General features: G+C 35.6%; 10 protein-coding genes. 4 read left to right on the plus strand and 6 right to left on the minus strand.

The window, feature by feature from the left end; genetic code table 11:
- Positions 1-6: 6 nt before the first annotated feature.
- From treB to GQ593_RS10755, 4 genes are all read right to left on the minus strand, one after another.
- Positions 7-1,434 (minus strand): PTS trehalose transporter subunit IIBC, encoded by a 1,428-nt coding sequence (treB, locus tag GQ593_RS10740; RefSeq protein ID WP_160432020.1) that lies wholly within the window; start codon positions 1,432-1,434, stop codon positions 7-9.
- Positions 1,435-1,624: 190 nt separating this feature from the next.
- Positions 1,625-2,590 carry a trehalose operon repressor TreR gene (gene treR / locus GQ593_RS10745; protein WP_202115468.1) on the minus strand — a complete coding sequence of 322 codons (966 nt, stop codon included), beginning with the start codon at positions 2,588-2,590 and terminating at the stop codon, positions 1,625-1,627.
- Positions 2,591-2,742: 152 nt separating this feature from the next.
- Positions 2,743-3,855 carry a 5-methylcytosine restriction system specificity protein McrC gene (locus GQ593_RS10750; protein WP_160432021.1) on the minus strand — a complete coding sequence of 371 codons (1,113 nt, stop codon included), beginning with the start codon at positions 3,853-3,855 and terminating at the stop codon, positions 2,743-2,745.
- Entirely contained in the window at positions 3,855-6,002 is a 2,148-nt protein-coding gene (locus tag GQ593_RS10755) for an AAA family ATPase (protein ID WP_160432022.1), read from the minus strand. Before GQ593_RS10755 ends, GQ593_RS10750 begins: the two co-directional genes overlap by 1 nt.
- A gap of 454 nt (positions 6,003-6,456) precedes the next feature.
- Between GQ593_RS10755 and GQ593_RS10760 the strand changes: the two genes are divergently transcribed.
- Positions 6,457-6,984, plus strand: a complete 528-nt coding sequence (locus tag GQ593_RS10760) for a hypothetical protein (protein WP_160432023.1) — start codon at positions 6,457-6,459, stop codon at positions 6,982-6,984.
- Here GQ593_RS10760 and GQ593_RS10765 read toward each other — a convergent pair.
- Positions 6,981-7,346: a winged helix-turn-helix transcriptional regulator gene (locus GQ593_RS10765; protein ID WP_085247115.1), complete on the minus strand. Its 366-nt coding sequence runs from the start codon at positions 7,344-7,346 to the stop codon at positions 6,981-6,983. The genes GQ593_RS10760 and GQ593_RS10765 overlap by 4 nt on opposite strands.
- Positions 7,347-7,486: 140 nt before the next feature.
- Here GQ593_RS10765 and GQ593_RS10770 point away from each other — a divergent pair, with 140 nt between their 5' ends.
- On the plus strand, positions 7,487-8,122 hold the full coding sequence (locus GQ593_RS10770) for an NAD(P)-dependent oxidoreductase (protein WP_085247116.1): 636 nt from the start codon (positions 7,487-7,489) through the stop codon (positions 8,120-8,122).
- 331 nt (positions 8,123-8,453) lie between these two features.
- Here the strand turns inward: GQ593_RS10770 and GQ593_RS10775 are convergent, their stop codons facing one another.
- Positions 8,454-8,942 carry an NADAR family protein gene (locus tag GQ593_RS10775; RefSeq protein WP_202115469.1) on the minus strand — a complete coding sequence of 163 codons (489 nt, stop codon included), beginning with the start codon at positions 8,940-8,942 and terminating at the stop codon, positions 8,454-8,456.
- Positions 8,943-9,266: 324 nt separating this feature from the next.
- Between GQ593_RS10775 and GQ593_RS10780 the strand changes: the two genes are divergently transcribed.
- Entirely contained in the window at positions 9,267-11,846 is a 2,580-nt protein-coding gene (locus GQ593_RS10780; RefSeq protein WP_160432024.1) for a type I restriction-modification system subunit M, read from the plus strand.
- Positions 11,843-12,529 (plus strand): restriction endonuclease subunit S, encoded by a 687-nt coding sequence (locus tag GQ593_RS10785; protein ID WP_160432025.1) that lies wholly within the window; start codon positions 11,843-11,845, stop codon positions 12,527-12,529. Before GQ593_RS10780 ends, GQ593_RS10785 begins: the two co-directional genes overlap by 4 nt.
- Positions 12,530-12,572 lie beyond the last annotated feature (43 nt).

The raw sequence follows: 12,572 nt of genomic DNA on the forward strand, positions 1-12,572 counted from the left end.
TATTGCTTAGCGAATATTTAATGTGCCTTTTTTCAGTTTTATCTTATAAACCACTGAGGTTAAAGCGATTGGCACTACAATTGCCACCAACATAGCAACGGCATAAATCGACCAATATATCGGCTTAATCGTTAATATGCCCGGTAATCCCCCAACGCCAATACCATTAGACAACACACCTGTTAAACCACAAATTAATCCAGCTAATGCCGAGCCAATCATGGCGCACAACATCGGGAACTTATAACGTAAATTAATGCCATACATGGCCGGCTCGGTCACGCCTAAATAGGCCGATATTGCCGCGGGTACTGACACTTCACGTTCATTTTGTTTTCTACTGACCAAGATAATACCAACTACCGCTGAGGCTTGTGCCATATTGGAGAGGGCGATAATAGGCCAGATTGGTGTTCCACCCATGCTATTGGTCATCTGTAAATCAATTGCGAGCGTCGTATGATGAATACCGGTAATCACCAGTGGTGAATAGATAAAACCAAAAATGGCTGCACCAATAAAAGCATAATTTCCCGTCATTAAATATTTAACAATATCAGCTATGCCATTGCCTAACATTCGCCCCGCTGGACCTAAAATAAAATGGGCTAAAAAGACCGAAGTGAGTAACGCAACAATAGGCACAATTACCAAATTTAAATAATCAGGGACGATTTTTCGTAAATGGGTTTCGATCCAGCCAAGAGCCAGTCCTGCAAAAATCGACGGAATCACTTGTGCTTGATAGCCCACTTTAGCAATCGTAAACCAGCCAAAATCCCACACTTCGGGTATTTTGCTACCCAGATCATAGGCGTTCATTAACTGGGGGGAAACTAACGTAATGCCAAGCACAATACCAAGCACCGGCGAACCACCCATTTTTTTAGTGGTTGACCAACAAATGGCAACGGGTAAAAAGTGAAAAATCGCCTCGCAAGGTAGCCAAAGCAGGCTGTAGATCGGCACTAACCAAGAGTAGCTTTCGGTAAGTGGTTTGTTATCAATAAATGGCATATCGCCAATCACATTACGTAATCCCAGCAATAATCCACCGGCAATTAAAGCGGGTAATAGGGGGATAAAGATTTCGGCTAAATTAGAAATCAACCTTTCAAAAATCGACATATTCTGTTTGGCTGCGGCTTTGGTCTGCTCTTTACTTGCCTCATTAAGATTTAATTGTTGGATGAGTACTTTATAATAACGATCAACATTGGTACCAATAATCACCTGAAACTGCCCAGCATTTATAAAACACCCTTTGACAAAGGGTAATGCTTCTATAGCGTCAATCTTGGCTACCTTGGGATCAACCAGCGCAAACCTTAACCTTGTCAAGCAGTGGGTGACACTGGCAATATTTTTACTGCCACCAACAAAATCGATTAGTTGCTCGATTGATTCTGTGGTTATGTTTAAATCTGTAGCCATAATAACATCCCCTTTTTCCGGTAAAAACTCAGCCGACATCATTTTATTTTTATCAATAATCTGGCTATTTTTTGATTGAAATTAAGCATAGATTGAATTGCTAAATTAATAAATGGGAACGTTCCCTTTTTTGTGATTAATATCACAGATTAGGGTGAAATAAGCACAAATTAAATAGTTATGGCTAAAACTAGCTTATTAAACGGCAAGGAACAGTGATGCAGTTAAGCTCAAAATGATTTTGTAACATACTCAGTAACGTTTGCGCTGCATAGCGACCTGCTTGATCAAAACCGAGCTCAACCGCACAGGTTTTAGGGAAAAGAAAACCCAACAGCTCACTATTGCCAATACTGGCTACTGTAATATCATCAAGCTGTTTTTCGTGTAAATATTTATTTAATCCTAAGGCGATGCTATCGGTTGCGCAAACAATCGCTGATGGATTTTTCACTAACACCAACTCGGCAAGTTCATAGCCGGAGCGGTAACTTAATTGCCCTAAAGCCGCATTCGGGGTAAGTTGATATTGCTGGCAAAAATCCACATAGGCTTGATAACGCAGTGCGCCAGTGGTTTGGTCTTGTTGCTCAACACCGATATAGCCAATTTTTTGATGTTGCTGCGATTGATATAAATGGGCAAGTAACATGTTTACCGCGCCCACATCATCATAACAAATACAACTGTGTGCGGAGAGTTTTCTTGCGATCACCACGCTTTTATCCCGCCAGACGGATAATAACGACTGCTCAAGCCCAGTAAAGGCAAAGATAATAACACCATCAGCTTGCTTGTCTTTGAGCATGGATAGATGTTCGTTAACTTTTGTGGTACTAAATTGACTCTCCATAATGATCGGATCATAACCATGCTGGTAAAAAATAGGCAACATGCTTTGCACCGCTTGGTTTTCAGACAGTGAGTCAAGCCGAGTGACAATAATACCAATGACTTTATTCCCATAGCCACGCATGGCTCTAGCCGATTTCGACGGGATAAATTGATACTGTTCAATAATTGCCATTACATTGGCACGGGTACTTGCTTTCACCATCGGATCATGATTAATCACCCGTGAAACCGTCGATTTACTCACCCCACAAAGCTTGGCAATATCTTTAATGGTTAAGTGATTTGAAGATCTGCTCATCATAAATTAGCCAACAAAAATCAATAAAATCATACTAAGCTATTTTAGAAAAAATAGCGATTTCAGATTGTTTATGTTGGTTTGGTAAATTGTTTTTTGCTAAACACTAAACAGTAGTTAGCATTAAAATCAGGTAGAAAATGATGAAATTTGAATTAGCGCGAGTCAAAACTATTTATTAATGCCAATAAACTGTTTTTAATAGCGTTATTATCTTGCGTTAAATCAATAGTACAAAATGATAATTTATGTCCTTGGATAGTCATATTTTCATTAACCGTCACACCGACAGTCGGGTATAGTAACATGCCAGAGGCGCAAACAGATAAAGGATCGCTATCTTTTTCCTGACTTCTTAAATAAGCATACAATTGATAAAGGTGATAACTACTAAACGAGTTAAGTCTAAACCGTGATTTTTTTAAAATTGAGGTACATTTAGTATCAATGATTAAACGTTGTGTATGACTGCGATTTTCAAGGATTAAATCGGTTTTCATGGTGGGTAAATAGGCGGTGATATTATCGGTCGCATTGCTATATTGCCAATTTAATTTTTTACCCGCATAAATAGTCCATTGCTCAGGATCCAAATTTACACGGTAAAAGCCAACTATTGCCTTTTCAAATAACTCGCGTAACCAATGATCAGTTTTTTTTAGTTGTTCAATGGTATGTAATCCTTGAAATTGAGTGGGCATTGACAAACTAAAAATCAGTTTTGCTAATGAAATTAAAGTATTATCTTTAAGATTTGCATGGTTAAAACGCTCCTTTTCATAGCAATAATGTGTTGTTTGACCAATTTTCAACGCAGTAAATTGATGAATGATTTTTCTACATTGTTCAATTAAGCTCGCATCTTTCAATTGTTTTACTAATAGATGAGCCGCAGCATGAATATAGCGATTTTTAGGGGTATCAATCGTTAAATCATCATATCGACATTGAATTTTACCCTTTGCCAATAATTGCTTACGCTGAGTAGTTAAAATATCTATTTTTCCTCTGACACGATTAAGTGCTTTTGTTGTGAGCTGATAATCTGCAGCAAGGTGATGTATTAACCATTTATTTGCTGCTTGACAATATAGTTTAGCAGCGAGTGTTATTAATTCCTCAGGGTTATTTTCTAGTTCTATTCTCTGTTTTTTCCCTGCAGTTTTATAATAATCAGAAGCATAGAGCAAAAGTAGCCATATGTTTCTAATTGGTATTTTGGCAACGGTAGTATTGGTTAATAGCGGATGATAATTTATCGTGGTCATTATTGTGCATCATCTAATAATATATTCATCGCATTACTCAATTTTTCAGGCTCGCCAAACCAATACTCTTCTAATAGAGGCTCGATTTCTGAACGAACAATATGCTCAAACCAATCTTGCGCAGCCATTTCTTGGTTAAGACAAGTAAAATAGCTATGCCCAATGGTAAATGCCTTGCCAAGTGTACTATCATTAATGATATATTGATTTAATGCCTCTATACGGTGCTTTATATCTTGTAATTGTTGCGGTGAAAAGTCGTTTTTTTCTTGCATATAGTTGAGCCAATTTTCGCCAAAATGAGGACTTAAATGATAAAAGGCAAAACGACGACGTAAAGCAAAATCGAGCATCGCTAACGAACGATCGGCAATATTCATAGTACCGATAACATAGAGATTATCAGGAATAAATACGCCTTTTTCATTTTGATGTTGGTATGTTAATTCTAAGGCCTCATTTGGATTTCGTTTATCAGCTTCAAGTAGCGTTAACATTTCACCAAAAATTTGTGCTGGATTGCCACGATTAATTTCTTCAATCACAATTACATAATTTGATTGAGCATCATTCCGTGCTTGATTAATTATCTCTAAAAAAGGTCCATCAATCAGTGCTAATTTACCATCACTGGTTGGTCGATAGCCGCGGATAAAATCCTCGTAAGACATATTAGGATGAAACTGAATGGCTTTGATATTTTTTGAATCTTTATAACCAACAATAATATTAGCTAAACGTTTAGCTAACCAAGTTTTACCTGTTCCTGGCGGACCTTGTAAAATAATATTTTTTTTCAACCTTAAGCTCTTTAATATGGCTTGCAACTGTTGTTTATCAATAAAACAACCCTCATTAATTAGATGTTCTTCGGTATAAGGTTGTTTTATGATTAAGGGGTCAGTCATATCTTGGTTATTCAAATGATCTTGAGCTTCATAATCAGTATCTAAAATCGCATTTTCATTGTTATGCAATGCAGTTAAATAAAGTTCAGGATAAGAGTGAACAGGAAAATTCTGATCAGCAAACCTCACAGTTAAATCATCAAGCAATTTAAGATAATCATTACCGTTGAAATCGCTTTTTTTTAAGTTTTTATTTTTGAAAATTTCTACATACTGACTTAAGTAACTTTTTGTTGCTTTATCTAACACTAAATAAGTATTAGGGCGAATCCAAAATAAGCCATTGGTTAGTTGCCAAGAGCAGTAAGGTTGTGCCATAGCCAAATCAAATTTTTGCTTAAAATCTTCTTGATAATTGTCATCAATATTAGAAAATTTTAAAGCGATAGAATAAAGATCCCAAAGATTATCTATTTCTTGCTGCTGATTTTGTGAATTAGTGAAAAACCAAGAGATTTGATTATTTAATAATGGTATTCCTTCCCAAGAATTCGGTACTGGTACCTTAACATCAAGAAATTCAGCCCATTTTTGAGCAATGTTTTTTCTGGTTTCTTCGGCATTTCCTCTATTAAATGTTCCCAGCACAGTAAAAGGGCAAATATCGTGCAAATCTTTATCTATTAAATAGGATAGTTTAAACTCTAAAGCAAGCTGATTAATAAAAGATATCAATTTAAGTCTTTTATTTTTATCATGGTAACTTAACAATTTATCAGCAATTTCCTCATAAAAAGGTATCCATTCTAATAATGGTTTATTATTATCGTTGTTGTCACCATAACGAGATTTCCAATATGGAGCATTGCGAAAGGCATCAATATCTTGTGGCTGATCATAAAATGCAAAATTAATTAATTGTTTCGATAACCAAAAATCCTCTTTAACACCCCAGATAGCGGCTATATAGGTATAAAAGTACCATTTCTTATTCAAATTAGTTTGGTACCAATCGACTTCTAACAATTTTCCATCACCATGATTTTTAGTTACGGTGCCGATAGCCTTTATTTCCATTACCGAAACAGGTAGACCTTTATTATCAAAGGGTAAATTATTTTTTTGATTATAGGTTGATTTGATGGCAACTTTATCGCCAACAGAAATAGATTTTACGATATCCAAAAGTTTATTATCATAACCATTTTGCCAGATACCTGAACTAATAAAATGCTCTGTTTGGTCTTTACTACCTTTAAATTTTGCACCTAAAAACCAATATGTTTTTATTCCGTCCAATTGCTTTCCTTTCTAATCATGTTATTTATTTTTATGTATATTTTAAACTAATTTATTGTTAACCAAAAATAGAATATTGTTAATTATTTGCCAACTATTATTATAAAGTTATTTATGTTTTTACTGTAAATAATCAAATAGTTAAATAATAAAAAAAGAAGATAATTTTTACTAAAGCCATTAATGACTTAAAAGTGTTGTGCATACATATCAGATTGAATTTTTTTACATAAAATGATCTTTTTACTAGGCAAAAGAAATTGGTTAAATTATGCATCCCAATACATTGTCAATCACATATCTGGTATAGGATGTAATATTACATCGACCATTTAACCATTGATATTAAAATAACTTTATTTAACTAAATTTTGATAAGCGCTATTCGATACAATCATTTTTTGTAATAATATGAAGTAATTGAAATGATGATTTTAAAAGGAAAAAAATAAAGGTGTCATACAAATTTTTATGCAGTTCACTGTTCATTTTAGGTTTTTCAACATATGCATTAGCGACCGAAACAAATAATACAATTGAAGCACAATTTAAAGCGGCTTTATTATGCAAGGTTGCTCCAATTGATGGTCGTGATGCAAAAGTGGTTAAACAACTTAACCAACAAAACATTACCGTAAAAAACTTAGAAGATGATGGGTTGATTAATTTAGAGTATCACTTTGCCAAACCGCTGGAAATAATGAATACGACTATATCGCAAATTAAATACCAAGGCGATAGCGGTTCATATTTTTATGCTGTTGCCAAAGGTGATATAGATACATTTGCCAAAGCAATGGGGGCAATCCCAATCCCTGCCCATTTAAAAGAACAAATGTCTTGGGGTGATATAGGACAATATTATCAATATACAGCCCCAATCACAGAAGAAAATCATTTTCCTAGTATCATTCTTATCGGTCGTGACAAAAATGCCAACTCAGATGAGTTTTATTTTGGCTGCGAAGAATTTGATAGTTAATTATGATTGATTGACGGATGAGGAAAAGGTGACTCATCCGCTTTTAATTTGTAAGCCTTTCCCCACGCTAACATGGCATCATGCACCTGTTTTAGACTTTGTCCAACCTCGGTTAATGTATATTCAACTCTTGGTGGAACCTCGGCATACACTTTGCGGGTTAATAACCCATTTTTTTCCATAGCTCGCAGGTGCTGAGTTAAGACTTTTTGTGATATGCCGGTCAGCGATTTTTTTAGTTCACCAAAGCGCTTGGTTCCTGTAAGCAGGTCTCGCACAATTAAGACTTTCCACTTATCACCTATTAACATTAATGTTATTTCAACAGGGCAAATAGGCAAATCATTATTTAATTTAATCATTAATGCTTAAAATTCAACAATAGTTTCAAAAAAGTTACTATAGCACTATTTGGTACCTACTTTACAGTAGAAACGTTAAAGACTAATCTAAAACCATTCTTATATCATGTTAATCCTTAAACAATTAAAAGGAGTAAAGTATGAAAATTGCAGTCATTGGCGCCAGTGGTAAAACAGGGCAACTTTTAGTAAAAGAGGCGATTTCACGAGGACATGACGTTACCGCAATAGTGCGTAAAGCAAGTCAACAGCTTGATCCCAAAGCAACCGTGATGATTAAAGATCTATTCGAATTAACCTATACTGATTTAAAACCCTTTGATGTGATTATCGATGCATTTGGTACTTGGGCACTGGAATCACTGCCGTTACATCAAACCAGTTTAAAACATTTAACGGATATATTAAGTGGTAAAACAAATCGCCTATTAGTGGTTGGGGGAGCAGGCAGTTTATATGTTAATCCACAGCATTCACTACGTTTGGTTGATTCACCTGATTTTCCTGAGGCATTTAAACCATTAGCCACTAATATGGCCAAAGCACTTGATGCGCTTAGAACGTGCGATGATGTGCAATGGACTTATTTAAGCCCAGCCATTGAATTTAACGCTGACGGGGAAAGAACTGGACATTATATTTTGGGCGGTGAAGAGGTGTTATTTAACAGCCAAGGAAAAAGCCAAATCAGTTATGCCGATTATGCCATTGCCATGATTGATGAGGCAGAAAAAGCGAAGCATATTAAGCAACGTTTTACCGTTGCAACTGAATAAGGTTGCTAAAGTTTTGTAACCAAACTTGTTTGGACAGAATAAGCACCGATTTTCCATAATAACGAATACAATATCCCGACACATTTTTCAACACGCTTCAAGGCTTATTATTTTAGGAACGAGTTGGATCTGACTTGGGATATTTTTGAATTTTAGTGAAAAAATGTATTTAACGGCCACGTATTAACCAAGAGTGGTGAATAGCCAAAGTCAAAAATCTTGTCAAAAAGTTTCAGGTAACTATACGTTTAAGTATAAAAACTATTTTTTAGGTAAAAAATAGACCTAAAAAAGCAAATATTGATCATCTTTTTTAATGAATAAATTTAGATTACGCTTTTATAGCCTCTCTCACTTGCATCAAAACTTCACCAAGTAGATTTTTGCCGCGCCATTTAGTCATATTAAATCTCATTTCGTCATCAATGCTTAAACCAATTCCCCAGATCTTGTCATAAGGGCTTGCTTCGGCTAACACTTTATCTTTAGTTGATAATAGATATTGTTTAAGCTCATCATTTTGCGAAAACTTGGCATAGTTACCGGCAAAAACAATCTCTTTTTTATGCTGATTCCAGATATTTTCATCAAAATGACGTACAGCTTGCCCCAACTTTTTTTGCATTTTAGATGACGGGATAGATAAAATGGCGTTGGCACTGTCGATATCTTTAAATAACAATGCTTTAGAATACATCATCCACTGTTCTGCACTAGTAAATTTAATATTATCAATAATAAAATGGCAAGGATACCACTGAGACAAATAATGATCAGGGCTAAAAAAGAAAATCATTTTCTTCTTTCCAACGTGTTTCATCGATTGAAATCGCTCCTTTTGCAAAATAGGTAACCTAAAAATAAATCAACTGACCAATACAATCTAGCTGTTGATAAAAGTGATAAAGATTGTATTGGTTTTATCACATTATTGCCAATTTTAAAAAACAGGCATGATCATCTGAGCCATAATATCTGTTTCTGTTCTATTTGATAGGAATATTAACACCTATTTATTTAGCTAGGATTTGCAACTAATTACCGCTAAAATACCACGCAAATTTTGCTGGCAATCGGTTAAATAAAAAATAAACCAATGATACTTTTATGCCAAGGTAAAATTAGTTAATGAGGTTGATACGTTGTGATTACATCTGAAGAGATTAAAAGTCGGTTATGGGATGGCGCCAATGAGCTGCGTGGTTCAATGGATGCCAGCCGTTATAAAGATTATATGTTAGGTTTAATGTTTTATAAATTTTTAAGCGATAAAACATTATCTGCATTTAAAACAATGACAACCCGAGATGAGATCACGGAGTCCGAGCTTATCGCCAATTATCATAAAAGCATGTTAGAACTTGGTCCTCAATTAGAAAGCATGCTGCAAAAAACATTGGGTTATTATGTTTTACCCGAGCATCTTTATCAAACTTGGATCGCAGATATTAATAAAGGTAATTTTGAAGTACAAAAAGTGATCGATAGCCTAAATCACTTTGAACGTTCAATTGCCAATAGCAAAGATGCCGATGACTTTAAAAATTTATTTTCTAATTCAACCTTAGATTTAACCGATACCGCCCTGGGTAGTAATTTACATGAACGCAGTAAAAATATTAAAGCTTTAATCTTATTATTTGCCGATCTTGATATGGTTGCTTTGCAAAAAGGCGATGTATTAGGCGATGCTTATGAATACCTGATTGGGCAATTTGCCATGGAATCGGGTAAAAAAGCCGGCGAGTTCTATACACCACGCCAAGTGAGTGAAGTAATGGCGCAAATTGCTGCTAAAACTTCGAATATTCGTTCTATTTATGATCCCACTGTTGGTTCTGGTTCGTTACTGCTTACGGTTAAAAAACATCTAACCAAAGCAGTGCAACAAAGCTTAACTTATTACGGTCAAGAAAAAAATACCGCCACTTATAACTTGGCAAGAATGAATTTATTACTACATGAAGTCAAACCCAATAAAATGACCATTAGAAATGGTGATACTTTAGCCCATGATTGGCCTGAAGATCCTGAGCGTCCTAGCGAGGGCGTGCAATTTGATGCAGTGGTAATGAATCCTCCTTATTCAGTAAAAAATTGGAATCGTGCGGGATTAAAAGTCAGCGATCCCCGTTTTGAAATAGCTGGCGTACTGCCGCCCGATTCAAAAGGTGACTTTGCCTTTTTATTACATGGACTATTCCATTTAGGACAAAGTGGCACTATGGCGATCGTATTACCACACGGGATCTTATTCCGTGGCGCAGCTGAAGGGGAAATCCGTAAACGGTTATTAGAAAAGAATTACATTGATACCGTCATCGGCTTGCCAAGCAACCTGTTTACCAATACTGGTATCCCTGTAGTTATTTTGGTACTGAAAAAGAATCGACAATTGGCCGATCCTGTATTAATCATCGATGCGTCAAATACCTTTATAAAAGTCGGTAAGCAAAACGTCTTACAAGAAAAGGACATCGCCAGAATTGTTGATACTTATGTATCACGCCAAGAGCAAGCGGGTTATAGCCATTTAGCCACTCGCCAAGAGATTATCGCTAACGAATACAACCTGAATATACCCCGTTATATTGATGCTATTGACGATGATATTTCCCACGATGTTGAAGGTCATCTATTAGGTGGCATACCGCAGCATAATATTGAACAACTTGCCATTATCCGTGCCACCACGCCCGACTTATTACAGGCAGCATTAACGCCTGTGCGTCCGCAATATTTCACCTTAAAAGAAGAAATTAGCGAATTAACCACTAAAATCTTAAATGATAAAAGAGTGTTACAGCAATCGGCGCAATTAACTGAGCAAACACAAGCTTATATTGAGCGCTATTGGTCACAAATCATTGCGATCAATGATCAGGAACAGATCCACCCACTGATGGAAGCGATGTTAAACGATATAAAAAACCTGCTGGCTAGCTTTAATCATCTTGATATCTATGATGGCTATCAGATTATTGCCGAGATTTGGCAAAATTCATTACTGCATGATAGTGAAATTATTGCCGCAACTGATTTTTATACCGCAGCGCGTAACCGGATACCAAATATGGTTAGCAAAGGCAGTGGCGCTAAAAAACGGCTTGAGCAAGACGGCTTTATTAGCAATCTGATCCCAAGCGAATTAATTGCCAGTGAATTATATGCTGATGAGTTAACCAATATCGACAACAATAAACAGCAAATTCAAACGCTAGAAAGTGAACTTGCGGATCTGGTCGAAGCAGCCAAAGTCGAAGATAGCCCTGAGTACGATGCGCTGTATGAATCATTGAAAAAGAACGATGATGACGAACCGCTCGATACATTTGATAATAAAAAACTCAAACAAGAGCTAAAAAATACCGCAAAAGATGCGGAAACTTATCCATTACTGAAAAAAGTTGATAAATTAATCAGCCAAAAATCGACATTAAGTAAGCAAGTTAAAGCGGGCGAATTGGCATTAAAAGAAGCGGTACAAGAACGGATTTTAAGCTTAACGGATCAAGAAATTGACTCACTAATGTATAAAAAATGGTTTGGTAATACCATTACATTACTCTGTGAATTAATCGAAAAACCGATTAAAGCCGAATTAAAAACCCTGCAAATGTTAAACGAACGTTATCAAGATACCTTAACTTCGATCGATAAAGAGATCGAACAACTCGAAGCCGAATTACAAGCGATGATGCAAGATCTGGTGGTAACGCAATGAGTCAAAGTAAAAAATTAATTCCTAGGCGACGGTTTAAAGAGTTTGAAGGGGCTAATGAATGGCAAACTAATAAGTTATCTGCCATGGCTGAATTTTCTAAAGGTAACGGGTATTCTAAAAATGACCTTAGGGAATATGGGATACCCATTATATTATATGGCAGACTCTATACAAAATATGAAACTATAATTAAATCAGTAGATACTTTCGTCGAAAAAAGAATTAATTCCGCTGTATTTAGTACAGGTGTTGAAGTAGTTGTCCCCGCATCTGGAGAAACATCAGAGGACATAGCACGGGCTTCTTTTATTGAACAATCAGATCTAATCATTGGTGGGGATTTAAATATTCTAAAACCAAAGATTCAAATTAATTCTGTTTTTTTGGCATTATCACTTTCCAATGGAAATCAACGTAGAGAATTAATTAAAAGAGCACAAGGAAAAACAGTTGTACATATACACAATTCTGATCTTAAAGAAGTTAATTTGATTTTTCCTACAAAAAATGAACAAGAACAAATAGGCGAATTCTTTAAAAAACTTGATAACCTTATTAATACTCAACAAAAAAAATTAGAAAAAGCCAAAACCCTAAAATCTGCCTATCTGAGGGAAATGTTTCCAAATGAGGGGAAATTATGGAATGGCAACACATTTTCAAACAAAAAAATTAAGGGATAAGTGTTTTTTAAATTCAACGGGAGGCAAGTAGCCTAACGAAGAA

The organism is Gilliamella sp. Pas-s25, from assembly GCF_009795885.1.
Lineage (GTDB): Bacteria > Pseudomonadota > Gammaproteobacteria > Enterobacterales > Orbaceae > Gilliamella.